The 24,198-nt window shown below is 43.2% G+C and carries 27 protein-coding genes; 12 read left to right on the top strand and 15 right to left on the bottom strand.

Going from position 1 to position 24,198, the window contains the following annotated elements:
• Positions 1–5: 5 nt before the first annotated feature.
• The 7 genes from LW728_RS00245 (at position 6) to LW728_RS00215 (ending at position 7,816) form a co-directional block, all read left to right on the top strand.
• Positions 6–2,624, top strand: coding sequence for a peptidase domain-containing ABC transporter (locus LW728_RS00245; protein ID WP_287764578.1), 2,619 nt, complete (start codon positions 6–8; stop codon positions 2,622–2,624).
• A gap of 2 nt (positions 2,625–2,626) precedes the next feature.
• On the top strand, positions 2,627–4,081 hold the full coding sequence (locus tag LW728_RS00240) for a beta-barrel domain-containing protein (RefSeq protein WP_190381168.1): 1,455 nt from the start codon (positions 2,627–2,629) through the stop codon (positions 4,079–4,081).
• 100 nt (positions 4,082–4,181) lie between these two features.
• On the top strand, positions 4,182–4,916 hold the full coding sequence (locus LW728_RS00235; protein ID WP_287764575.1) for a foldase protein PrsA: 735 nt from the start codon (positions 4,182–4,184) through the stop codon (positions 4,914–4,916).
• A gap of 57 nt (positions 4,917–4,973) precedes the next feature.
• The gene (locus LW728_RS00230) at positions 4,974–5,171 is read left to right on the top strand and encodes a type II toxin-antitoxin system MqsA family antitoxin (RefSeq protein WP_287764573.1); all 198 of its coding nucleotides are present in this window, start codon (positions 4,974–4,976) and stop codon (positions 5,169–5,171) included.
• A 468-nt stretch (positions 5,172–5,639) separates the two neighbouring features.
• On the top strand, positions 5,640–5,960 hold the full coding sequence (locus LW728_RS00225) for a hypothetical protein (protein ID WP_287764572.1): 321 nt from the start codon (positions 5,640–5,642) through the stop codon (positions 5,958–5,960).
• 197 nt (positions 5,961–6,157) lie between these two features.
• Entirely contained in the window at positions 6,158–6,316 is a 159-nt protein-coding gene (locus tag LW728_RS00220) for a hypothetical protein (protein ID WP_287764571.1), read from the top strand.
• A 144-nt stretch (positions 6,317–6,460) separates the two neighbouring features.
• Positions 6,461–7,816: a tetratricopeptide repeat protein gene (locus LW728_RS00215; protein ID WP_287764569.1), complete on the top strand. Its 1,356-nt coding sequence runs from the start codon at positions 6,461–6,463 to the stop codon at positions 7,814–7,816.
• 82 nt (positions 7,817–7,898) lie between these two features.
• Here LW728_RS00215 and trpA read toward each other — a convergent pair whose 3' ends face one another.
• Positions 7,899–8,693, bottom strand: coding sequence for a tryptophan synthase subunit alpha (trpA, locus tag LW728_RS00210; protein WP_002804074.1), 795 nt, complete (start codon positions 8,691–8,693; stop codon positions 7,899–7,901).
• 260 nt (positions 8,694–8,953) lie between these two features.
• Here trpA and LW728_RS00205 point away from each other — a divergent pair, with 260 nt between their 5' ends.
• Entirely contained in the window at positions 8,954–9,871 is a 918-nt protein-coding gene (locus LW728_RS00205) for a glycosyltransferase family 2 protein (protein ID WP_287764566.1), read from the top strand.
• Between the two features lie 113 nt (positions 9,872–9,984).
• Here LW728_RS00205 and LW728_RS00200 read toward each other — a convergent pair whose 3' ends face one another.
• From LW728_RS00200 to LW728_RS00190, 3 genes are all read right to left on the bottom strand, one after another.
• Positions 9,985–10,317 (bottom strand): BON domain-containing protein, encoded by a 333-nt coding sequence (locus tag LW728_RS00200; RefSeq protein WP_002804076.1) that lies wholly within the window; start codon positions 10,315–10,317, stop codon positions 9,985–9,987.
• A 22-nt stretch (positions 10,318–10,339) separates the two neighbouring features.
• The gene (locus tag LW728_RS00195) at positions 10,340–11,269 is read right to left on the bottom strand and encodes a CoB--CoM heterodisulfide reductase iron-sulfur subunit B family protein (RefSeq protein WP_287764564.1); all 930 of its coding nucleotides are present in this window, start codon (positions 11,267–11,269) and stop codon (positions 10,340–10,342) included.
• Between the two features lie 292 nt (positions 11,270–11,561).
• Positions 11,562–11,912 (bottom strand): STAS domain-containing protein, encoded by a 351-nt coding sequence (locus tag LW728_RS00190; RefSeq protein ID WP_002804080.1) that lies wholly within the window; start codon positions 11,910–11,912, stop codon positions 11,562–11,564.
• Positions 11,913–12,269: 357 nt separating this feature from the next.
• Here LW728_RS00190 and LW728_RS00185 point away from each other — a divergent pair, with 357 nt between their 5' ends.
• The 3 genes from LW728_RS00185 (at position 12,270) to LW728_RS00175 (ending at position 14,521) form a co-directional block, all read left to right on the top strand.
• Positions 12,270–12,464, top strand: coding sequence for a hypothetical protein (locus tag LW728_RS00185; RefSeq protein WP_002761266.1), 195 nt, complete (start codon positions 12,270–12,272; stop codon positions 12,462–12,464).
• 419 nt (positions 12,465–12,883) lie between these two features.
• Positions 12,884–13,228 carry a hypothetical protein gene (locus LW728_RS00180; RefSeq protein ID WP_287764560.1) on the top strand — a complete coding sequence of 115 codons (345 nt, stop codon included), beginning with the start codon at positions 12,884–12,886 and terminating at the stop codon, positions 13,226–13,228.
• A gap of 78 nt (positions 13,229–13,306) precedes the next feature.
• Positions 13,307–14,521 (top strand): DUF790 family protein, encoded by a 1,215-nt coding sequence (locus LW728_RS00175; protein ID WP_002804084.1) that lies wholly within the window; start codon positions 13,307–13,309, stop codon positions 14,519–14,521.
• A 102-nt stretch (positions 14,522–14,623) separates the two neighbouring features.
• On the opposite strand, the gene LW728_RS00170 is transcribed toward LW728_RS00175, so the two are convergent.
• The 11 genes from LW728_RS00170 to radA all read right to left on the bottom strand — a co-directional run bounded on the left by LW728_RS00170 (position 14,624) and on the right by radA (position 23,233).
• A complete protein-coding gene (locus LW728_RS00170; RefSeq protein WP_002804085.1) occupies positions 14,624–15,085 on the bottom strand; it encodes an Hsp20/alpha crystallin family protein in 462 nt (153 codons plus the stop codon).
• Between the two features lie 481 nt (positions 15,086–15,566).
• The gene (locus tag LW728_RS00165) at positions 15,567–16,940 is read right to left on the bottom strand and encodes a 1-acyl-sn-glycerol-3-phosphate acyltransferase (protein WP_287764556.1); all 1,374 of its coding nucleotides are present in this window, start codon (positions 16,938–16,940) and stop codon (positions 15,567–15,569) included.
• A 311-nt stretch (positions 16,941–17,251) separates the two neighbouring features.
• The gene (locus tag LW728_RS00160) at positions 17,252–18,061 is read right to left on the bottom strand and encodes a Uma2 family endonuclease (RefSeq protein ID WP_002804089.1); all 810 of its coding nucleotides are present in this window, start codon (positions 18,059–18,061) and stop codon (positions 17,252–17,254) included.
• A gap of 185 nt (positions 18,062–18,246) precedes the next feature.
• Positions 18,247–19,176, bottom strand: coding sequence for a lysylphosphatidylglycerol synthase transmembrane domain-containing protein (locus LW728_RS00155; RefSeq protein WP_287671301.1), 930 nt, complete (start codon positions 19,174–19,176; stop codon positions 18,247–18,249).
• Positions 19,169–19,627, bottom strand: a complete 459-nt coding sequence (locus tag LW728_RS00150) for a DUF29 domain-containing protein (RefSeq protein WP_287764552.1) — start codon at positions 19,625–19,627, stop codon at positions 19,169–19,171. The genes LW728_RS00155 and LW728_RS00150 overlap by 8 nt, the downstream gene beginning before the upstream one ends.
• A gap of 11 nt (positions 19,628–19,638) precedes the next feature.
• Positions 19,639–20,094, bottom strand: coding sequence for a DUF29 domain-containing protein (locus LW728_RS00145; protein ID WP_287764549.1), 456 nt, complete (start codon positions 20,092–20,094; stop codon positions 19,639–19,641).
• 11 nt (positions 20,095–20,105) lie between these two features.
• On the bottom strand, positions 20,106–20,561 hold the full coding sequence (locus LW728_RS00140) for a DUF29 domain-containing protein (protein WP_002804096.1): 456 nt from the start codon (positions 20,559–20,561) through the stop codon (positions 20,106–20,108).
• An 11-nt stretch (positions 20,562–20,572) separates the two neighbouring features.
• The gene (locus tag LW728_RS00135; protein ID WP_002804097.1) at positions 20,573–21,028 is read right to left on the bottom strand and encodes a DUF29 domain-containing protein; all 456 of its coding nucleotides are present in this window, start codon (positions 21,026–21,028) and stop codon (positions 20,573–20,575) included.
• A 12-nt stretch (positions 21,029–21,040) separates the two neighbouring features.
• Positions 21,041–21,496, bottom strand: coding sequence for a DUF29 domain-containing protein (locus LW728_RS00130; RefSeq protein ID WP_150975675.1), 456 nt, complete (start codon positions 21,494–21,496; stop codon positions 21,041–21,043).
• Positions 21,497–21,559: 63 nt separating this feature from the next.
• A complete protein-coding gene (petL, locus tag LW728_RS00125) occupies positions 21,560–21,661 on the bottom strand; it encodes a cytochrome b6-f complex subunit PetL (RefSeq protein ID WP_002752397.1) in 102 nt (33 codons plus the stop codon).
• Positions 21,662–21,706: 45 nt separating this feature from the next.
• On the bottom strand, positions 21,707–23,233 hold the full coding sequence (gene radA, locus LW728_RS00120; RefSeq protein ID WP_002804099.1) for a DNA repair protein RadA: 1,527 nt from the start codon (positions 23,231–23,233) through the stop codon (positions 21,707–21,709).
• Positions 23,234–23,466: 233 nt separating this feature from the next.
• On the opposite strand from radA, the gene rpaB reads away from it, so the two are divergent.
• Complete coding sequence (rpaB, locus tag LW728_RS00115) at positions 23,467–24,195, top strand: response regulator transcription factor RpaB (RefSeq protein ID WP_002781934.1); 729 nt, start codon at positions 23,467–23,469, stop codon at positions 24,193–24,195.
• Positions 24,196–24,198 lie beyond the last annotated feature (3 nt).

Below are 24,198 nucleotides of genomic sequence, written 5' to 3'. Positions count from 1 at the left end.
CAACTATGCTCGATACTCACAGCCTCGTCAATCCCTGGCCAGAATTCCTGTCCGAAACCCAGTGGCGGAGTCTCCAGAAAACGGCGATCACCCTCTCTCCCGAAGCAGGTACACTGCCCCTACAGCCCGGATTATACCTAGTGGTTCGCGGCAAAGTTCGTATAGCGAACTCGCAGCAAAAAGAGATGATCGCGCTCAAAACCGACGAATTTTTTGGAGAATTCACCCTCTTTCCCCGATCGGGTTTTCTGCCCTACTCGGTTCGAGTCTCGGTGAAGGCGGAACTACTTCTTATCCCCGAGTCCGCCCTGAGGCCGATCCTGAAAAAACACCCCGCCCTGAAAAAAACATTACTGCAACGGGCGCGGGAAATTGAGCAACTTCTTGGGACGAAGACAGAAGAAACGGACAAAAAAAGCGATCGAGCCTATTTTCCCTCTCCGGCGCAGCGGTTAGGTCACTGGATCGGTCAATCCCTCCGCCGTTATCCCTTCTTCGAGCAACAGTCCGCCTCCGATTGCGGGGCGGCCGGTTTAGTCATGATCGCCCGTTATTGGGGCAAAAGAATCAGCGTCAACCGTTTGCGGGAAATGGCCAACGTCAACCGCGACGGGGCATCCCTGAAGGGACTGATCACCGCGGCGGAAAATATCGGCCTCTCCACCCGTCCGGTAAAAGCGACTCTAGAGGGATTAGGGAAACAGCCCCTACCGGCGATCGCTCACTGGGAAGGCAAACACTTCGTTGTTATCTGGAAAATTACCCCCAAACAGGTGATTATTGGCGATCCAGCGATCGGGCAATTAACCCTAAGTCGTGCCGAATTCACCAGTAAATGGACGGGATTCACCCTGCTGCTCCAACCGAACCAGAAATTCCGGGACACGAAAGAGGATAAAACCTCTCTCTGGCAGTTTTATCGCTTACTGGAACCCCATTGGTTCGTACTGCTGGAAATTTTCGTCGCCTCGCTTTTTATCCAGATATTCGGCTTAATTACGCCGATTTTCACCCAGTTAATCCTCGATCGGGTAATCGTGCAGGGGTCCTTAACTACCCTTTGGGCAATGGGGATCGGTGCGCTAATTTTCGGGGTTTTTCGGGTGGCAATTACCGGTTTACGCGCCTATCTCCTCGATCACACCGCTAATCGCATCGATACGGCATTAATCACCGGTTTTATCCGCCATACCCTCAGCCTTCCCCTCGGTTATTTCGAGTCCCGCTATGTGGGCGATATTATTTCCCGCGTCGGGGAAAATCGCAAGATTCAGCGTTTTCTCTCTGGGGAAGCTCTCTCGATTTTACTTGACTTATTAACGGTTTTCGTGTACGTGGCGGTGATGTTCCGCTATAGCTGGCAATTAGCCCTCATCAGTTTAGCGATTGTGCCACCGTTCCTTCTGCTGGCGTTAATTTCTACCCCTTTTCTCCAGCGAATATCCCGGGATATTTTTCAGGCGATCGCTAAAGAAAGCAGTTACCTGATCGAGATTTTAACCGGTATTCGTACCGTCAAATCTACCGCCACAGAGCGATCGACCCGTTGGCACTGGGAAGACCTTTTCTCGGTGGAGGTCAAGAAAAATTTCTCCGGGCAGATCATCGGCAATAATCTCCAGATATTCAGTAATCTGATCGAATCTTTAGCGACGACAGGGTTACTCTGTTTCGGTGCCTATCTAGTGATTCAAAATCAATTATCGATCGGACAATTGATCGCCTTTAATATGCTTTTTGCCCAGATCATCGCGCCTTTTCAACGCTTAACCGTTCTCTGGACGCAATTTCAAGAAGTCAATATCGCCGTCGAGCGGATTAACGATGTACTAGACGCAAAGCCGGAGGAGAATTTAGAGGAACTTTCCCGTCAGTTTCTCCCGGAATTACAGGGACATATTCGCTTTGAAAATGTCACCTTTCGCTACCACACCGACAGCGATCAGAATGTTTTAGAAAACCTCAGTTTTGAAATTTTACCCGGTCAAACCGTTGCCATCGTCGGTCGGAGCGGTTCGGGAAAAACCACGATCTCGAAATTACTGATCGGCCTCTATCCCCCCACCGATGGGAAGATATCGATCGACGGTTACGATCTGAGTACGATCGCCCTCAGTTCCCTCCGGCAACAGGTGGGAGTCGTCGATCAGGATACCTTTCTCTTCGGTTCCACGATTCGGGAAAATATCAGTTTAGGTCATCCCGATCGCCCCCTAGAAAATGTGGTGGTCGCGGCGAAATTAGCGGGAATTCATGACTTTATTCAATCACTGCCGATGGGGTACGAAACCCAGATCGGCGAGGGTGGAGGGCTACTTTCCGGGGGACAGAGACAACGGATCGCCATCGCTCGATCGCTAATGGGAGAGCCGCGGTTATTAATTCTCGATGAAGCCACTTCCCACCTCGATACCGAATCGGAACGGATTATTCAAACAAATCTCCAGAAAATTCGGCAGAATCGCACGATGGTGATTATCGCCCATCGCCTCTCTACGGTGCGGAACGCGGATTGTATTCTCGTTCTTGATCGAGGGGTATTAGTCGATAGTGGAACCCACGAAGAATTAATGGCCCGTCCCGGTATTTACCGTAATTTGAACTCTAATCAATTGAGTGAATAACTATGACAACCAATCTAGACAGAGAGCGCGATAACTGGTCTTTCCAGACCAAAGAATTGATCGATACTTTACCCCTACCCTGGACGCGTGGTTTACTCTATTTTCTGATTATTTTCGTCTCGATCATTCTCCCCTGGGCGATATTCTCAAAAGTCGATGAAACGGGTGTCGGACCAGGAAAACTGGAACCCCAAGGAGAAACAGTCAAAATCGATGCTATCGCGACGGGAAAAGTGGAAAAAATCTATGTCCGTGAAGGCCAAGAGGTGAAAGCAGGACAACCGATTTTAACCCTAGATTCCTCATTAATCGGCAAGGAAATACAACAAATCGAGGAGAAAATAGAAGGACAAAAAAGCCGTCTTTCCCAACAGAAACTGGTCAAAAGTCAGTTAGAGATTTCTTTAACCACCCAAAGCCAACAAAATCGCGCGGCGGCAGCGGAAAAAGAAGCCTCGATCGAACAAGCGCGGGAGAATGTGGACGCATTAATCAAGAAAGCGAAAATATCCCTAGAAGAACAACAGGCGCGGGTAAATCAAGCGAAAACCGCCCTCGCACAAAGTCAGACTGATTATCCGATTCTCAAAAGTCGTTATCAAACGGCTTTAAAAGAAGTCGATCGCTACCGAAAAGCGTGGGAGGATGGCGCGATATCGGAGGTGCAATTCATCGAGCGCGAGGACAATGCCAAGGAGCGCCAACAACTCTACGAGCGGGGAAAAGCGGAGGTAAAAGAAAATCAACATAAACTAGCGGAATTAAAAAGTGCCTACCGTCAGACGAGTCAACAAACGAGCGCCGATATCGCCCAAGCGCGTCTGCAATTACAGGAGCGGCAGCGGGGTTATCAAAGTCTCCGCCATTCCAACGAGTTGGCACTCTTAAGGATACAGGAGCAGATTAACAATCTAGACACGGAGATCGCAACACTGGCATCGGAAATCGCCCAAAGCGAGAGCCAACGGCAAGCGCTCCAAATCCAACTAAGTCAGAGGGTTTTAAAGGCGAATACCGACGGCACAATCTTTTCATTACCGATTAAACGCGCGGGTGCGGTGGTGCAGTCGGGAACGCGGGTTGCGGAGATAGCACCGAAGGGATCGCGGTTTATTCTCAAGGCAGAAATGCCCACGGATCAAAGTCAATTTCTCCGCGCCGGTATGCCGATAAAAGTCAAGTTCGATGCCTATCCTTTTCAGGATTACGGCATTATCGGCGGCAAGATTACCAAGAAATCACCGACGGCGATCGAAAAGGAAACGCCCAACGGAAAAATTAACGTTTTCGAGCTAGAAATTCAACTCGATCGCTCCTGTATTCAAAAGGGAAATCAATGTATTCCCCTCAATCCGGGAGATACGGCTACCGCAGAAGCGATCGTCCGTCAGCGTCGGGTGATCGATTACATCCTCGATCCCTTTAAGGATCTGCAAAAAGATGGGTTAAAACTCTAGTTTTTTTAGGTATCGAAGCCAAATTACTTACACTCCTCGCTAACCCTCTTGCCTATCTCAACTAGGAAATTAATTTCGCATAACTGTTTAAGGAGTCATTATGTCCCATAGTATCACAATCACCAATCAAGACCTTATCCAACAGCTTAAGCTATCGGGGAAAGTCCCCGAAATGGCCGAGGGAATTATCGCTCGGAAAATCATCACCGAAACTGCCACGGAAGCGGGGATTAAAAACACAACTGACGAGTTACAACAGGCGGCCGATCAATTCCGTCTCGCCAAAGGATTACATAACGCCAAATATACATGGAATTGGTTGCAAAAACAGGGCTTATCCCTAGATGATTTCGAGGAGATCGTTCAATTCAATTTACTATCGGGTAAATTAGCCGAACATCTTTTCGCAGACAAAATTGAATCCTATTTCGTCGAACACCAGCTAGATTATACCGGCGCGGTGATCTACGAGGTGGTGTTAGCAGATCAGGCGATGGCAGAGGAGTTGTATGAATCGATTCAGGAGGAGGAAATCAGCTTTCAGGAAGTAGCGCATCGCTATATCGAGGATGTGGAATTACGACGTAAGGGTGGTTATCGCGGTACTGTTTACCGTAAGGATTTACGACCGAATCTTTCGGCCGCAATTTTCGCCTCGGATTCTTCTCGATTGTTGAAACCGCTGCAAGGCGATCGAGGTTTTCACCTGATTTTTGTCGAGGAAATCCTTAAACCAAAATTAACCGAGGAGTTGGCTCTGAAAATCGGTGTTGATTTGTTTAACGGCTGGGTAAAGGAGAAGATTCAGGAAATAGAATACGAGTTAAGTAATTAATTGTGGACGGGGTGGGCATTGCTCACCCCGCAAACATAGTAAGGGAAGATAAGAGTTATGGAATGTGTTATCTGTAAAAACGGTACGACTCGATCGGGTTTCGTAACTGTTACTTTAGAGAGAGATGATTGTATCGTGATTCTAAAACAAGTCCCCGCGGATGTCTGTCAGAATTGCGGGGAGTATTATCTAAGCGAGTCGGTCACTGCGGAGGTTTTACAGAAGGCTGATCGCCTATTTTGTAGGTTGGGTTGAAGCATGAAACCCAACATCATCCCCCTATTATTCTTGATGTTTTGTGTTGGGTTGCACTTCGTTTAACCCAACCTACGGATTATTTTACTATAAAATTAATACAATATGGATTAATAAAATACCAATAATCCGATTATTCTTGAGTGAGCTTATTCAGCATAAAAACCAACAAAGCGATTTTTAATACATACACTTTTAAAAATTCCTGAATCTATTCATTAACAGAATTGCCAGTTAATTTAAAAAATAAATAGTGCTTGCTGAATAATGGTAAAACCCTTTTACAATAAGGCTTTTGACCTGTTAAAGTCTGATGTTCATGCTGCGAAAATAGGATTGTGACCTTCAAAAACTTGGCCTTATCTTGTTTATAGTACACAGGCTAGTACAAAAAAGGAGGGCAACAAAGCCTGAAACGACCGACGACCGGCTACTGAATCCTGACTCCTAACCCCACCAACAAACTTTTTGCCGCAAACCCTAAATAACTCAATTAAGTTAGCTTGGTTGGTTCTCTTTGCTTCCAACAAGACAGGTTCAGAGTTTTTTGTACATAAATTACTCATTTTTGTTTCTTTAAATAGCTTGGAAGCCCGTTGTTTAATCGGTTTTGATGTAAGGATTCAGGCCATACAAAAAGCAGTCAAACTCATGCTGTGTAAGCATTTAGGCGAATTATGTCCAAATCCTCATTCTCATTCAGAAACCCTGAAAGCCTTAATTTTCGTGCTTATTGAGAATGAAACTGTTAGTTTAGCGAGTTCTGAGATTTTAGAAGCCGCTCTGTGACTGCATTTGAGGCACCTGAATCCTTACGTTTTGATGATGTTTTTGTAAAAAATAGTCTTTCAAAAAGAACATAAATAACTAAATTATGTTCTTTTTGTTCGATTTTGATAGTTGATCTGATGTTGAAAAATTGTTATTGTTTTCTTGAATCAATAATTTGATTCATTCATTTAGCGAAAATTTGGAGAATACATCTCATGGCTAACATCAAAATCAACGAGATCAAAAACACGGTGACTAACGAAATTATCGAGCTTCGCACCGATGCCGCTAACGACAGTCCAGAAAGTATCACCGCTTTTAAAACTTTACGTCAAGTGGTAGGCGGTTGTTGTCGTTGGACCGTCGAAGTGTAACTGATTGATAAAATACAGAGACAAATCAGTATTTTATCTTTTACTTCTCCTAGTTTCCACGGTAGTTCAGCCAAACAAGATACTCCGTTGACTATCGTGGAAATACTAACCAGATAAAGAAGATCGCATTTCTTGAGAATATGTATGCTATTTTTAAACGATTTTCCGATCACTTGGAGCCATCGTCCTTATTTCGATCTTAGTCCCTATCAATCTGGCGCTTGGCATATTCAGGGAATTGACTATAGTTATCGAAATCTTGTCTCCGAAGTGCGAGATACTAATACGTCGTCTGTGAACCCGGTTACTCTCGTTCACCCCGCTTCTTTTCGAGAGCAATTGATTCGAGAGACCGGTCTTTTTCAATACCCAATTAACGATCCTCTCACCCTCCCCGATGAGTTGAGAACCGAACGTTGGAGAGTTCTTTGCGAGCATTTAGAGCATTATCGTGAGCTTTCACCCGCTACTCAACTGAAAACAATTAATTTATTATCGAGTTTATGCTTTCATGAAACGATTATTAGCTATATTCCTGCAATTACCGATGAAAACATTGGGAGAGACCCCACGTTCGCTAGATTAGCTTACAGCCTGGCGATGTCTAAAATCCTCTGTCAAGAAAGTATCAGTACATCGGAAAACCTGAAAGATTTTAAACGGATCGTTCAACACGCTTCTAAAGAAAGCCTGGTGGTTTTCGGAGCGGCCGTAGAACTAATCGCTTTACACGCTACTGTATTTCGAGACATAGCCGCAGTAGCTCATTGGCGAGAAGTGGCAAGGGAAAAACTCGATCACCTTGAAACGATCAGAGGAAATTTCGAGTTTAAACGTTTAACCAGTGTTTACCACCGCGCGGCTGTTTTTGCTCCACTTCTGCGGGGTGAACGACAAACGGTCATCCGTGAAATGGATATCTGTCAATCCCTAGCGGAAGAACTAACCCGCGAGTGTAAAAACGAGACCGAGAGAATTGCCGCCCATGAAAATCTGACGACGGTTTTTGAGAGCCGAACAAAAGAAGCTCTCTGGTTAGGCGATATTGATCTCGCCGAAGAGAGATCGAAGAAAATGGTGGCGATGGAACCTCTTTACTCTCGTTATCGCCTGCAACTGGGGGAAATTTTACTGAAACAAAATAAATTTGAAGAAGCGGCGAAAATCTATCGTTCTGCCACTAGACTCGGCCCACCTGGAATGGCGATCGCTTGGTTTATGGCCGGCCAATGTCACGAACGATTAGGAGAGATAGACATCGCCTGTGATTGCTATCTAGCTTCCCTACAGATGGATGAATTGGGTATCTCCGCCGTGGAGAAAATTAACAAATTGGCCCCCCGGCTAGGTAACTCGATGCTGACCGATTGGAGTACCATGCGTCTAGAACAATTACTCGAACAACAGGGAGGTATGGTCTCTAAAACGAAAACTTCCTATATTCCTGAAGCAGCTTCTGCACTGAAATTAGCGGGTGAACGCGAACTCTCTCCAATTTAACTCAAGGTGATCGAGGAATTCGGGAAAGATTCTACCTCGATCGCCCCGCAGCCGGAATTCCCTTAGAAGAATTTCTAACCCCTCACTGAATCGCCTGTTTTAAACTACGACAGAATTCTTCAAGGGATTTTAACCCTTCGCTGGGGGAATTATCGGCCAGACGTTTAACCATGGCACTGCCGACAATTACCGCATCAGCACCCCAGTTTTTCACCTGTAGCGCCTGTGTCGGGTCAGAAATGCCAAATCCTACCCCCACGGGTTTATCGGTGACAGAACGGATAGAATCGAGCAATTCCTCCACTCTCGTGGCCACTTGATTCCGCATTCCCGTCACTCCCGTGACACTCACCAGATAAATAAAACCTTGGGATTGCAGGGCGATCGCTTGTATTCGTTCCGGGGGACTGGTAGGCGCTACCAATAAAATCACCTCAATTCCCTTAGCGGCAGCCGGTTGCAGCAGACTTGCCGCTTCCTCTAGGGGTAAATCGGGAACCACCAAACCACTCACCCCGGCTGCTTTTATTTGGTCTAAAAAGACATCTATCCCGCGATGATAGATGGGATTATAGTAAGTAAAGAGAATAATGGGAGCTTTCACCTCTCCCTGAGCATTTTTGACGATTTCTAGCACATCTTCCAACTTGACACCCCGATTTAAAGCGCGGGTGGCCGCCGCTTGAATAACCGGACCATCCGCAAGAGGATCGGAATAGGGAACCCCCAACTCGATCAGATCGGCCCCTGCCCGGTCTAAAATGCGTAAAGCTTGGGCAGTGGTAGATAAATCGGGATCACCGGCAGTAATAAAGGGAATTAAGGCACAATTCCCCTGGGAACGGAGAGAACGAAAACACTCGGAAACAGCAGTCATCGAAAATTACTGAAGACATAAAGCACCGTCTATTATCTCATGGCGGGGAATAGCTCACCGCCGGTCGCCACAAGCTCAGGTAAAGAATTTTTCAAGTAATACTTAAGGAATATTGACAAAATAGCGATCGAGGGTAGAATGAGCGCAGTCTGATAGTTTTGAGAAAATCTCTTCTATAAACTGGTTTTCATTCCGCTTTTTCCGGTACAAAATAGGACTACTGCCCGATTGGGTTTCGTATAATCAAACACCATATATCTATGTTTTCCATTTACATTCTCACCCATAACGAAGAGGTTGATATTGCCGCCTGTGTGGAATCGGCACTTCTATCCGATGATGTGATTGTGGTTGACTCCTACAGTAGTGATCGTACTGTAGAGATTGCTTCTCGTTATCCAGTGCGCGTGGTTCAGCATCAATTCGAGAGCCATGGTAAACAAAGAACTTGGATGCTAGAAAATATCGAGACTAAATACGATTGGGTTTATATTCTCGAAGCAGATGAAAGGATAACACCCCAACTCTACGCAGAATGTCTGCGTGCCACGCAACAACAGGAATTTACTGGTTTTTATGTGGCCGAAAGAGTTATGTTTATGGGAACTTGGATCCGTCGCAGCACCCAGTATCCCCGTTATCAAATGCGTCTATTTAGAAAAGATCAAGTCTGGTTTAGCGATTATGGTCACACGGAAAGAGAAGAATGTCGAGGAAAAACCTCTTTTTTACAAGAAACCTATCCCCATTATACCTGTAGTAAAGGTTTAAGTCGTTGGATTGAAAAACATAATCGTTATTCTACCGATGAAGCAGCAGAAACCCTACATCAGTTGGCTAACGGTGGTGTTAGTTGGAAAAATTTATTTTTTGGTGAAACCGAAGTAGATAGACGGAGAGCTTTAAAAGATTTATCTCTAAGATTGCCTTTTCGTCCCCTGCTTCGTTGGTTTTATATGTATTTTATCTTGGCAGGAATTCTCGATGGTAAAGCTGGTTTTGCTTGGTGTACTCTGCAAGCTTTTTATGAGTATTTGATCCTCTTAAAAGTGGCGGAAATGAAACAGGGTTTACCCACTCCCCCCGAAGTGAGAAATCGTTTTCATACCCCGCAAAATGGTAACAATAGTAATTCTCATAGTCCCGATTTCGTCTCCTTAAAAGGAAAAGCCGATTAACATTCAACCATGATTAATCAGCCGGCAATCACCTAACAACAACCTAGGGACAAAAAAAATGCCAATCCACCTACTCAGTGGTTAATTTTCACGGGGAATATAGCCGTTTGACTTCACCCAATAGTTACTTGACTGGTATCGACGCTGGTTGCCCCATGCACTTTACTGGCAATTGCTACCATTTTATTTAAAGTCGCCTGATTGGAAACCTTGCCTTTTAGTACAACTTTACTACCAGTTTGAGCGACCCACAATTTGTCTTCATCAGCTAAATCCGGTGTCTCGTCAAAAGCTAAAACTACTCGTTTAGCTAGTCCGCTTTCGTCGTATTTTCCGTCTAATCCCACTCTTTCGGGGGGAATACCCGCAGCGGCAGCTTTTCCAGCGATCGCACTAGCGGCATTGGCCGGTTTATCTAAGCCAAAAATTCTTTTTAACCAATCCATTGCTAACACTCCTGATTGAGTTCTAAAACCCCAATTTCTTTAAGAGGGATTTGGTGGAAACGATGTGTCGATCTAATCCTAAACGATCGGGACTGACTCCCACCGCTAAAGCGACCAATTGGGAAAAATGTAACACGGGTAAACCTAAACTTCGACCAATCACTTTTGCCACTTCCGGTTGTCGGGAATCAAGATTAAGATGGCATAAAGGACAAGGGGTGACTAAACAATCGGCCCCAGCTGCCATGGCCTCTAAAATGTGTTTTCCTGCCATTTGGAACGATTGGGTGGTGGCATAACTGGACAGGGGCCAACCACAGCATTGAGTGCGTCCTTGATAATAAACCGGATTGGCCCCCACGGTCCGAAAGACATTTTCTAGAGATTCCGGCTGAAAAGGATTATCGTAGGGGAGAGTATCCTGGGCCCGCAGGAGATAACAACCATAAAAACCGGCACAATTTAAGCCTGATAAGGGACGAATCACCTTGGCCGCCAGATTATCTAAGCCATAATCGCCGACAATTGCCCAGAGTAGGTGCTTAACCGTCGTCGTACCTTGGTAGGGGGAACAATGTTCTTTCTGTAAATAATTATTAACTTCCTCAACATAATTGGGATTATTATGCTTTGCTTCCTTCAAGCGCTCATCCACATGACCGATCACCCCTTGACAGGTGCTACAGTGAGTCAACAGGGGTAAATTGAGGGCTTCCGCTAGGGCAATATTACGCGCATTGACGGCATCTTCCAAGAGTTGCGAATCTTCCTTATAGGTTCCCGAACCACAACAGGCAGCTTTTTTGAGTTCGACTAAATTAATCCCCAAAGCTTCCGTCAGGGCTGCCGTGGATAAATATAGTTCCCGACAGGCACCTTGAGCGACACAACCGGGAAAATAAGCATACTGGAGATTGTTGACTGTCATGGATTCTAGGAAATTACTACTCATTACCTATCTATCATCTTGCCCCCCTTCCCCTCTGTCATTACTAAAGTCATGGAATTTCTTAACAGACAGTCTTTTGTAATCTGCTCCCAACAAGTGTATGGTAGTTTGCCCCCCGAAATAATATCCAAAAAAGAGGAGAGCCATCTCAACAGTATAATGGCTCTCCTTGAGAAAAATTGTTGTCCTGAGGAGTCGATAATGTAAATGGTAATCTGCCCGGTCAAGAGGTGATTTACGGGTAGAATTGAGATTGTAGGCGAGAAATTGCGGCGAGAAACGCTATTTTGTCTGCTTACGCCGCTTGGGGGAGGGTGATGACAGCATCAAAGTCAGCACGGCTAGGGAAAATCGAGAGAACCCGGTCCAGTTGGGTTAATTCAAAGATAATCTTGACTGAAGGTGGAATGGAACAGATATTGAAGGATTTTTCTTGACTTTGAGCCAGACGAAAGGCGGTAACTAAAGCCATTAATCCAGCGCTGTCGAGGAATTCCACCCTACTCATATCCACGAGAAAAGTGACAGAGCGACTCTGATTAACCAGATTGGTGAGCTGCTCTTGAAATTCTAGGACGTTAGCGGCGGTAACATAGCCACTTGGCTCAAATAGAGCTATTTCTGGGACTTTTACAGGACTTTTCATGGCTGGGCTTTGAAATTCATAAATGAACCTTTTAACTGGAAATCAGATACCGCTATTATGTCCTAACTTGCTGATTTTGTGCTTGGTCTTGATCAATTCTCTCTCTCCTGAAAAGATTAATCTTTTTTTAATCTTGACCCCTATAGGGAGGAACCGATTTTAGGTTAGCCTTAGGATCCCAGTAGTAAAGAGGAACAGTGATCAGGACTGACTAGGGTGAACATCAGGGGAAAGTCGTTAGGTTTAAGCTCTAACTCTGAATAACTGATGATGACCCAAAATGATACTGGTATTTTTGCTAAAATAAAGTAAAGCAAGATACAAAAACTAGATTTATTGAGCTAGAGTAAGGAAATTGTGGATACCCAGCCGACTATCCGCCAATTAGTGGAACAAGCCCTATATTATCGTCAAATCACGCCAGAAATCGAAAACGGAATTAATGAACTCCTCGCTCGTCTTGGCTACGTTTCCGATGTGGATTACGAGGCCCTCGAGTTACTCATGGATGAAATGGACGAAGGCCGGATTAATCTCGTTCCGCGTCGGTAAATTCAGTTATCAGTTATCAGTTATCAGTTATCAGTAGAGAAAGACATTGCTGCGATTTTTGTCAATTGTTTTCGCTCAAGAACGAACGCATCAATTAAGTATCTTACCAGATAAAGATTTGGTCGATTTAAGCCCCCCGATCGAACCAGACCAAGTAACGAAGAACCTCACTGATACCAAATCCGTTTTTAATAGTGTGATTAACTCTCAAGTTATGAATTGTTTCTCCCCACACCCCACACCCTACACCCTACACCCCACACCCCACTATCCTATACTTTTTAAACAGGATTTAGTATGATTACTGATTACTGTTTACTGTTTACTGATTACCGAACCATCCGCCAAAACCCAATTTCCCCAAATTTCCCCAAATTAATATAATTAACTTCAGGCCTTCTCCTAACCTGATTTTTTCGATGATTCCTTTAACTCTTAATCTCTTGCAAGGTTCCGTTACTTTTCGTTTCAGTCCCAGTGCTGCTCTGGATTTGCAAAGGGAAATTAACATTTTACTCGATCGCCTGAAAGCGATCGCCAGTAATGCCGCTAGTGGGGGTAAACCCCAACCCCAAAAACCGCTGGAATATCAGCACACTGGTGATGTATTTCTGGAAGTGTTTTGTAATCCCAATATTTATCCGAGTCCTTTTTCGGCTAAAGTTTTGTTAACGGTTCGTGATGATCGCCTACGCTTAACCACAGAAGCAGAATTAACCCGTTTAATCGAGGATTTAGAGCGTTATATCGACCAAAATAGTTAGAATCGGGGGATTTTTGGGGTTTCGACCTTTCCCTGTCGTCCCACCTCTCCCCATCTGATTATTCTTCTCTAGCTTGCCATGTTACCGACCGATTTATTGATTTCCCGTCAAAATGGCGAGACAATTATTCCCAAACGCTTACCGCTCGCTGGCGACTATCTGGCGATCGCCAAAGAACAAATCAGCTGTTTTCAGGAAAGTATCGGTGAAACTAAGGGAGAATTAAGCCAAAAACTCCTAATCTTGGAGGGAGACAGTCCCGATTATAAAATTAAACGGGGATTTGCTCACCTATTAACCAATCATTTTGCCACCTTTGAGATTATTAGTCCCTTAGAACCGCAGGAATTAAGAAAAAGAGTTTTTGAACAAGCGGCTAACTTTGTCCCTATTCCCCAAAATCGATCGCTAATTCTGGGGAAAATTGCCCAGCAACTCAGCCAAGAATTAAATCAAGAAATTTTTCCAGTGGCTCTAGAAAAAGGACTCTATGCTGATTTAGCGGAGAATAAAATTCTCACTCAATTTGATGCTCCCACCCCCGAAAACTTAATTCATCGTTTTAACCTCTCGCAAATTCAAGGGATTTTTTATCGGGCCACTTATTTAATTATTAACGTCCACCGCAACGATCCGGGGGAATATAAATATCTCTTTCGCTATCTAAAACTATTTCGTTTAATGACTTATATCGAAGGGGATGCCGACACGGGATTTACTATTACTATCGATGGTCCCACCAGTTTATTTAAAGCTAATAGTCGTTATGGCATTGAAATCGCTAAATTAATTCCTGCCTTACTCCATGTGACTCACTGGAATTTGAAGGCACAATTACAGTATAAAGATTCCTATACAGGAACTATTAAAAAACAACAGTTCAATTTAGAGGATAACTGTGGTCTGGTGTCCCATTATTCCCCGGGTAAACCCTACGATAGTATGTTAGAGGAATCTTTCGCTAAACGTTGGTTACAGTTAAAAACTGAATGGCAACTAGAAAGGGAAGTTGATTTATTGCCTTTACCCGGAGGAGTGATGATTCCCGATTTCCGTTTAGTACATCCCGATGGTCGCGTTTTTCTCCTGGAAATTGTTGGTTATTGGCGACCAGAATACCTACAAAAGAAATTTTTACAGGTCAAATCGGCCCAAGCAAACAATCTAATTTTAGCCGTATCGGAACGGTTAAATCTAGAAAAAGCTGGAGTTAAATTTCAAAATCTACCCGCTCAGGTTATCTGGTTTAAAGATAAATTATCACCCCAAGCAGTGTTAGAAGTTTTAAATTAAAGGGTTAAGAAGCTAAAAGCGGAAGTATGATTTAATACTCCCGCTTTGGTTTAATCAGACTAGGTTAACTCTTCCGCTCAAGACCGGACAATGAGAGCTACATCATTGAGCAATGGCAGGATTGATGGACACTTTCACCACTTTATTTTTTTCTTCTTCCGCTTTCGGGAGGGTGAGATTGAGAATGCCATCTTTGTATTCAGCAGCCACGTTAGTGTTATCAACCTGAACCGGTAGAGGAATAACCCGATGGAATTTACCATAACGGAATTCAGTGCGGGTAAATCCTTCTTCTTCGGTTTTAATTTCCGATTTTCTTTCACCATTAATGGTCAGACTATCGGCTGTTACTTCCACGTTGAGGTCTTTGGCTTCCATACCAGGTATTTCCAGTTTAAGCTGAACTGCCTCTGGCGTTTCGGTAATTTCCGCCGCTGGGATGAAGGACAACCCCATTTTTTCGCCATTGCCTACATCAGTCGGCACAAGACGGTCAAACAAGCGATTCATTTCTTTTTGTAGGCTTTCTACTTCTCTGAAAGGTTCCCAACGTATAAGTGCCATATAAGTCACCTCCGAAGTTTTCTTAACGCTAGAGATGTTGGTTTATCTCTACACTTTTAGGGTAGATAAAAGATTCTCAGACCGGGGTAGGGTTTTCGCTATTGAGTTTTTCCAGATTCCCGTACTATCTTCTATACTAGAGCTAGGTGAAAAAGTTTTGCGTCGGGAAGTGGGGTGTGGGAATTATAAATTATGAATTATGAATTATAAATTATGAATTGGGAATTATAAATTATGAATTGGGGAGTGGGAAATGGGGAGACCACTTCGTGCGCGATGTTCGGACGTTCGGACGTTCGGTGAGGCTCAGTCGAGCCGTTGCGGGGGAAGTGGGGTGTTTTCTCAGTGAACTGATAACTGATAACTGATAACTGATAACTGATAACTGATAACTGATAACTGATAACTGATGACTGATAACTGATAACTGATAACTGATAACTGACTCCACCAAGAGACTTTTTTAGTAAACCCTAATTATCTACTGATGAATAATTAAACTTTCTAAACTGGTTTGTAAATCTTGGGTTAATTGTGCTACGGCCGAGCGTCGATCACTTTTATAATCGCCATAGCGCTCGGATACGGAAATAGGTTTACCAATAGTTATTATTGCTTTTTGTTGACCAATTTGGGGACGGAAAAAGGGATTACCTCCTTTAATTCTTGTCACTAAATCCCAGAGTAATAAAATTGTCTCTGCGAATCTTTCTACAGTGGGTTTTTCTTTGACATAATAACCAGTTACTGATACAAAACTTTCCACAATTCTCATGTGCCACATTTTTAAATTAGCTTCATCAGCCAGGCGATCAGCTAATCCTAATTCAAGGGGAGAAATAGAATGAGTGGGTTTTAATTCTTGGCGATAAATGCGTTCCCATCCTGCTTGTTCTAAACGACGACAGCGATCAATCACATTACCATTAGGAGAAACATTAAAATACTTTTCTACGGTTTGGAGGGCCACATCTAATAAATTGGCTAAACGTTTAGCTAGGGTTTCATTTGGATCATCACCATTGGCAGTTACTACAGGCAAAGATTGATAGTAGAAATCTCGATAAAAATCCTCCATTAAGGATAATAATCTTTCTCCTAACCGAAAAAGACGCTCGTATAAAACCTTTTCTTCTCGGGATGAATTCGGGGTGGGTTCTAAACCGCTATCGTTTTCTAAATTAGTTAAAATTTGCTCGATTTCTTGCCACACTGGAGTCATATAAAAATACTGAATACCAATGGGTAAAATAATTACTTCTTGCTGTTGTTTAGCTTTTCTGACATCATCCACACCCCAAAAAGCCAATTGAGAAATACCCGGTTCAATAGCGCTGACAAGCTCATTATGTCCGTTAGTTGCCCCTTCCGGAGCGGCGGCTAAAGGATAATCTCCTTCTAATAATAAACGACGAGCCGAGCGCAATCCGATTAAATCGGCTTTTCCCCGTTGAATTGGTGTACCACCTAACTTAGAATATAACCATCCTACCCTTTCTCCAGCCCATAAAGGAATCCCTCGATCATACATAAAATGAGCGTGAATTGGGGCTGGTAATTTTATTCCTAACTCTTGGGCTTTTTTGGGTACTAATTTCCACAAAAGATAGGCCATACAGTAGGGATCGTTAATACTGGGATGACGAAAAGCAAGCAGTAAACGGACTTTTTTCTCTTGACTTTTTTGATAAAATGTGATTAAAGTTTCTAGATTGGCGGCGGAAATTTCTCTTAAGTTGGTTTGAGTTTGTAACCAGAGAGGTAAAAAGATTTGACATCCCTTTAAAAGTAAGAGATTAAGGTCAGGGGGGATAAATTCTAGAGGAGGTTGTGCGCCCAAAGATAGATTAGACATATAAGTAATATAAGTATAAGTAGTCGTGCCAAATAAATTTCCTAGTTGAGACTCCGAGACAGGTATCAGTTATCAGATTTGATTTTTCAGTTCACTGTTTACTGTTTACTGTTTAAGGAAGAATAAAAGAAAACTCTAATCAATAATTACCCACCGGCCAAAAGGTAATCACAGCAGCAAACAGGTGTTGAGCTAGATTTCAAATAGACTGGGATTGCAGGCTCCCTCAACCGTGAAAGGGGAAATTAACCGACTTTGAACGAGGAGGAACAGGAGCAGTTTACCTCCTCACCTAAACAAATACAGCTATACTATAGCTCTATCCCCATTTCTCGCAAACGAGCCGCCAGCCGTTGAGAACGCTGTCTTTCCGCTTCCAGAGCTTGCTGAGTAGCATTTAATTGCTCTTGTGCCGCAGCTGCTTGCTCCTGTGCCGCAGCCGCTTGCTCCTGTGCCGCTTCTTCTGGTAAGGGGATTAAATTGCCTTCCGGGTCATAAAATCTCGCCCAAATTGCCGTTTCTCGGTCAATAGTCCCCTCCCAAGTTCCCAACCAATAGCCTAAAGTTTCGCACCATAACCAGCCGCGCTCGTTTCGTTCTAAAGAATGGTAGCGTTGGTCGGCCCCTAAATGCCATCCTTGTAAAGAATTGCCATCGAAAGGATCGTAGATGAAATAATCTGGCGTGCGGAAGGTTCCCTCATAAATGGCTTTTTTTCGCACTTTATCGGTTCTGGCGGTACTAGGAGAGGTTAATTCTACGATAACGTCGGGATAACGTCCCTCTTCTTCCCAAATTACCCACCCCTGTCGCTCTCTCTTGCCATCGACATTGAGGACAGCGAAGAAATCGGGCCCGCGAAAATCGCGATTTTTCGCCTGTTCGCGGCTGAAATAAATAAACATATTGCCACCGGTGTAGAAGTCGTCTCGCTCGCCGTAACCCTGCTGTAGGGAACGAATCAAGACATTCATGGCAATGCGGTGTCGGTTGCTTTCCAAGGGTTCACCATCATCAAAAATTAAGTCTGTGGGGGGTGGGGGGGGTTCCCAGAAGTCCTCGAAATCTTCTTCTATCGGTGCCGGAGAGGTGGCAGTTTCGTCGCTTTTGGCAATCGTCATTTTTTCGGCCTCTCTAGGTGGGAGTATCCATATTTTTGCTGATTATTGATCCTATGTTACATCAGAATTTAGGAGTGAGGAGATAGATGTTAGGAGTTGAGAAAATTATCTTCAGTTAACAATGATCAAAACTTTTCTTCTGGGTGCGTTACATTGGGCTAACACACACGACTAATATCCTTAAGCTAACCAAAAAACTTGGCTTTATCTTTAACTAATTTTGTCCCGATTCCGGCGGCAATGACTTCGGAGAGAATGCTAATTAAACGATAGATAGCAACGGTGACAAGTACGTTAGCGGCGGGAAATTTTTCTGTGTCTAAAAGTGCGATTACTGTAGCTTCAAACACTCCTAATCCTCCCGGCGCTCCGGGGACAACTAAACCCAATAACCAAGCAAAACTAAAGGTTCCTAGTAGGGGTAAAATCTGAGCGGGGGTAATCATTTTTAACACCATCCAAGCTAAAATAAAACCCGCACCGCGCCACAATAAAAATCCAGTTTCACCCAAGAGGGGAACGAGAGGATATTGAGTTAGATAAACAGGTTCTTGAGCAATCTTTTTCTTTTGGCTAAGGATTTTCAGAGGATAATTTAAAAATTTGGGATGAATGCCGATTAAAATTAATCCTAAAACTAATATCTGTATCCCTAGACTTGAGCTAGATTTCATCCAACCTAAACCACTAGCAATTACTGCTATGGCTAAGGCTGCACACACCAGTAGTAAAAGTTCTAATAAAACGCTTAAACTAGCGGTTCCCCAATCACTTCCTGCTTTATTAATTGCCACGATGCGAGCATAAAAGTGACCGATATTACCGGGTAGATATTTTCCTAAATTGGTAATCATATAGATGCCAATTCCTGCGGAGGTTTTAATCGGTTGTTGATAGCTTTTGAGTATCCATGTCCACACCCATCCTGCCCAAATTTGAGCGATAATGGTGGTTACAAGTGCCAAGAAAAGAAATAACCAGCCATGATTTTCAATTCTAACTGAGGTGACGTTATCCCAGTTATTTTTAAGGTTACTGAGAACAAAAAATAAGGTTCCCCCAATAATTAGCCAACGTAGAAACTTTTTCAGCATTTCGTTTTTTCCTTTATTCATTTTCTGGGGGGAACCAATCGAGATCAAGCAGATTTTCTAAACTGTAGGGACATTCCCCGGGAAAACTAACTTGATTATCGGTTTTTTCTCTAACATAATTTAAGGCTTTCTGGTAAATACGAGGTAATTCTTGAGTGAGATAATTGCGGAGATTAGTAGTTAAATAAGTGTCGATCTGGTTTTTGAAATTGACGATTTCTGAACGCCAATGAGAACGATTATATTCTCTTTCCTCTGTCCAAAATTGTAGGAGTAAAAAATGTCTAATAATTTGCTCTAATAAACTGGCAACACGAAACTTTTTTTCGTTTCCCAAGTCTTCTAACTCCTCGATTAAATTCTCTAAATCTAAAGCGTCAAATCTTTTAGCCTTGAGCAGCTCTATAGTTTCTTCTAACCAGAGAGAATCATCAATTTCGTAGAGAGTTTTTAAGTCGGGAATAACAGTCATTATCATCTCCTTTATTCGTAAGATGGTAGCCAATTGGGATCGAGAAGTTCTTCTAAACTGTAGGGACAAGTATCGGGGAAAGTAACTTTATTTTTTGTCTTTTTCCGCACAAAGAAAACTGCATCTTCATAAATGTTAGTTAATTCATTTTGTAAATAATTACAGAGATTAGTGGTTAAACGTCTTTTTAGCTGAATTTGAAAGTTGACTATTTCTAACTCCCAGTGATCCTGATTATATGCTCTTTCTTCTGTCCAGAACTGTAGGAGTAAGAAATGTCTAATAATTTGCTCTAATAAACTAGCAACACGAAACTTTTTTTCGTTTCCCAAGTCTTCTAACTCCTCGATTAAATTGTCTAAATCTAAAGCGTCAAATCTTTTGGACTTGAGCAGTTCTATAGTTGCTTCTAACCAGAGAGAATCATCAATTTCATAGAGAATTTTTAAGTCGGGAATAACAGTCATTATCATCTCCTTTATTCGTAAGGTGGTAGCCAATTGGGATCGAGCAGTTCATCTAAACTGTAGGGACAAGTATTGGGAAAGTGGACTTGATTATTAGTCTTTTTTCTCGCATAACGGAGTGCCTTCTGATAAATATTATCAAATTCCTGTTCTAAATATTTCCGTAAACTTGCCGTTAGGTAAGTATTTAATTGATCTTGAAAATTTACCAGTTCTGACTCCCAATGAGCTTGATTATATTCTCTTTCACTTGTCCAAAATTGTAACAATAAACAATGTCTAATAATTTGCTGTAAAAAACTGGCAACACGAAACCTTTTTTCGTTTCCCAAGTCTTCTAACTCCTCGATTAAATTCTCTAAATCTAAAGCGTCAAATCTTTTAGCCTTGAGCAGTTCTATAGTTGCTTCTAACCAGAGAGAATCATCAATCTCATAGAGAATTTTTAAGTCGGTAATAACAGTCATTATCATCTCCTTTATTCGTAAGGTGGCAGCCAATTGGGATCGAGAAGTTCTTCTAAACTGTAGGGACAAGTATCGGGAAAGTTGACTTTATTATCAGTTTTTTTACGAACGTATCGCACGGACTCAAAGTAAATTTGCTCAAATTCCTGTTCTAGGTATTGACGAAGATTTGTGGTTAAATAGCGCTTTAACTGATATTGAAAACTTACTATCTCTGCTTGCCAATGAGCTTGATTATATTCTTTTTCCCTTGTCCAAAACTGTAATAACAAACAATGTCTAATAATTTGCTGTAAAAAACTAGCAACACGAAACCTTTTTTCGTTCCCCAAGTCTTCTAACTCCTCGATTAAATTGTCTAAATCTAAAGCGTCAAATTTTTTCGCTTTCAAGAGTTCGATAGTTTCTTCTAACCAGAGAGAATCATCAATTTCGTAGAGAGTTTTTAAGTCGGGAATAACAGTCATTTTTTATCTCCTTTATTTGTAAGGTGGTAGCCAATTAGGAGCGAGCAGTTCTTCTAAACTGTAGGGACAAGTATCAGGAAAGTTGACTTTATTATCGGTTTTTTGACGAAGATAGCGAAGGGCTTTTTCATAAATAGTTGCCAAATTATGTTCTAGATAATTTCTTAAATTAGTCGTCAAATAAGTATTAAGTTCATCTTTAAAATTGATAATTTCTGAACGCCAATGAGCCTGATTATATTCTCTTTCACTTGTCCAAAATTGTAATAATAAACAATGTCTAATAATTTGCTGTAAAAAACTAGCAACACGAAACTTTTTCTCGTTTCCCAAGTCTTCTAACTCCTCGATCAAGTTTTCTAAGTCTAGCGCTTCAAAATTTTTAGCCTTGAGCAGTTCGATAGTTTCTTCTAACCAGAGAGAATCATCAATTTCGTAGAGAGTTTTTAAGTCTAGAATAACAGTCATTTTTTATCTCCCCTAGAATGGGCAATAGTGATCAGTTAAACCGATCACTACAGCTTTTATATACTAGATAATTTTAGCGGAGCGCAGACCGAAAAAGAGACCGAGGGCAATTCCGGTAAAAACGATCAGATAACCCGCTAAAGCAGCAACAGCTAACACAGACATGGTGAAAATCTCCCAAGTAATTTAATCTTTTTTAGCATTGTACCGTTATTCTTGCCCTTCCCCTTCCTCGTCTTCCATATCTTCCCCAAAGCGCTGCTGGGGGGGAATTGCGGCGACAATTGCCTCGATTACCTTGCCGACTGGAACAATTTCTAAGCCCACATCTTCGGGATAAACTTGACCTCTAGGGACAATTGCCCGTTTAAAGCCCAATTTAGCCGCTTCTTTTAATCTTAGTTCCATTTGCGACACTAAGCGCACTTGTCCGCCTAATCCCACTTCCCCGATTAAGACTGTGCGCGGATCGACGACTCGATCGCGAAAACTGGCGACAATAGCGATCGCAACTCCCAGATCCGCCGCCGGTTCTTCCACTCCCAACCCTCCTGCGGAGGCAACATAGGCATCTAATTTCGATAAAGGAATGCCGACGCGCTTTTCTAAAACGGCGAGAATTTGCTGTAATCGGTTGTATTCTATGCCAGTAGTCGATCTTCGGGGGGAAGCGTAGCTGGTGGGGCTAACTAATGCCTGTAACTCCACCACAATCGGGCGTGTACCTTCACAGGCTACCACCGTCGCCGTACCTGGGGAAAATTCGTCGCGATTGCCTAAAAATAATTCTGAGGGGTTTTCCACTTCCACCAAACCGTGGTCCACCATCTCGAAAATACCGATCTCATGGGTTGCCCCAAAACGGTTTTTCACGGATCTTAAGAGACGATGGGAGGCATAGCGATCGCCTTCAAAATATAACACCGTATCGACCAAATGTTCCAAAACTCGCGGACCTGCGATCGCCCCTTCTTTAGTCACATGACCGACAATTAATAAAGTAATATTCTCCCGTTTTGCCACCTGCATCAAGGCGGAGGTACATTCGCGAACTTGGGCGACGGATCCCGGTGCGGAAGTTAACGCCCCAAAATAAAGAGTTTGAATACTGTCAATTACCGCCACCTGTGGGCGTAAAGATTCTAATTCTCGCAAAATTTCCTCTAAATCGGTCTCTGGCAGAACATAGAGATGATTATCGAGTTCTGCGGTTGATTCGGAGGCTTTTTTCTCCTTGCCATTGCCGTTATTTTCCGACTCCACGGGAACCACTCCCACCCCCAAACGGGCAGCCCGCAGTTTAATCTGTTGTCCCGATTCTTCGGCGGAAACGTAGAGGATGCGCGGTAATCTTTGGGCGAGTTGGTTGGTAACTTGCAGTAAAAGCGTCGATTTGCCGATGCCCGGATCACCGCCGATTAGTACAAGAGAACCGGGGACGATGCCACCACCGAGAACGCGATCGAATTCCCCGTAACCGGAGGGAAAACGTTCCTGTTCATACTGGGTAATTTCCGAGAAGCGAACCGAGATGCGCGGTTGGGGGTTGCGTTGCCCTTTGCCGTTATTTGGGCGACTATTTTGCCATCCTGGGCGATTTACCGCCGGATTATTGCCACCAGCCATCACTTGTTCTTCTAAAGTCCCGTAGGTGTCACAACTGGGGCATTTTCCCAACCATTGGGGAGATTCCGCCCCACAAGCGCTACAGATATATATTGTTCGCGATTTCGCCATGTTTTTTAAGAAAAGTTGAAGAAAAGCAGTTTGGGGATCAATTCTCTTGTCAAATTTAATTAAGTATGATATAGGGAGAGCAAGACCATAAAGTTATTGATAATTGCCATAAAAGAAATAAAATAGGAAATTTAGGCTTAATGATAACGGCAAAAGGATATTCTATAAACAGGAACGCTCGTTATTTAACTTTAAAATTCATCACACTATTTAACTAAGGAGTGTTAATTCAGTTGGAGAACCAGAAGGAAAAAATTCTCGTTGTTGATGATGAAGCCAGCATCCGTCGTATCTTAGAGACTCGTTTATCGATGATTGGTTATGAAGTCGTCACCGCCGCCGACGGAGAGGAAGCTTTAGAAACCTTCCGCACCGCCGAACCCGATTTAGTGGTTTTGGATGTGATGATGCCGAAATTAGACGGTTACGGTGTCTGTCAGGAACTCCGCAAAGAATCGGATATTCCTATCATTATGTTAACCGCTTTGGGCGATGTGGCCGATCGAATTACCGGGCTAGAATTGGGCGCCGATGACTATGTGGTTAAACCTTTTTCTCCCAAAGAACTCGAAGCGCGGATTCGTTCGGTGTTGCGTCGGGTGGAGAAAAATGGCGCTCCGGGGATTCCCAGTTCCGGTGTGATTCATATCGGTTCCATTAAAATCGATACCAATAAACGCCAAGTTTATAAGGGGGATGAACGCATCCGTCTGACTGGTATGGAATTTAGTTTACTAGAATTATTGGTCAGTCGATCGGGAGAAGCTTTTTCCCGCTCGGAAATCCTTCAGGAAGTTTGGGGTTATACCCCCGAACGTCATGTGGATACGCGGGTGGTAGATGTGCATATTTCCCGTTTACGAGCCAAATTAGAGGATGATCCCAGTAATCCTGAGTTAATTCTCACCGCTAGAGGTACAGGCTATCTTTTTCAACGTATTCTAGAACCAGACGAGGAATAGTTC

The organism is Microcystis sp. 49638_E5, assembly GCF_021300285.1.
GTDB lineage: Bacteria > Cyanobacteriota > Cyanobacteriia > Cyanobacteriales > Microcystaceae > Microcystis > Microcystis aeruginosa_C.
This window is presented reverse-complemented; position numbering and strand designations above follow the sequence as displayed.